Below are 361 nucleotides of genomic sequence, written 5' to 3'. Positions count from 1 at the left end.
GGCCGGCTTGAGCGCCATCGACGCGCGGGCGCCGGCCGCGCGGATCGAGCGGGCGAGGCGGACCGGCGCGGCGGCGGCCTCGACGTGGAAGGTGACACTGCCCGCGCCGGCCTCGGCGTACGCGGGCGCCCAACGGTCCGGGTCCTCGATCATCAAGTGCGCATCGACGGGAGTGTCCGCGGCCTTGAGGATGGATTCCACGACGGGCAGGCCCAGCGTGAGGTTGGGGACGAAGTGGTTGTCCATCACGTCGACATGGAGCCAGTCGGCGTTGGCGACCTTGGCGGTCTCGTCGGCGAGACGCGCGAAGTCCGCGGACAGGATGCTGGGCGAGATCTGAACGGGGGCCATGGGGACAGGG

The 361-nt window shown here is 71.7% G+C and carries 1 protein-coding gene; it reads right to left on the bottom strand.

What is annotated here, in order from left to right; translation table 11 throughout:
• A partial coding sequence (locus AC1DSF_RS31455; protein ID WP_478184225.1) for a beta/alpha barrel domain-containing protein occupies positions 1-351 on the bottom strand: 351 nt, incomplete at its 3' end.
• Positions 352-361 lie beyond the last annotated feature (10 nt).

The sequence above is a fragment of the Variovorax sp. 01N429 genome, assembly GCF_056399425.1.
This window is presented reverse-complemented; position numbering and strand designations above follow the sequence as displayed.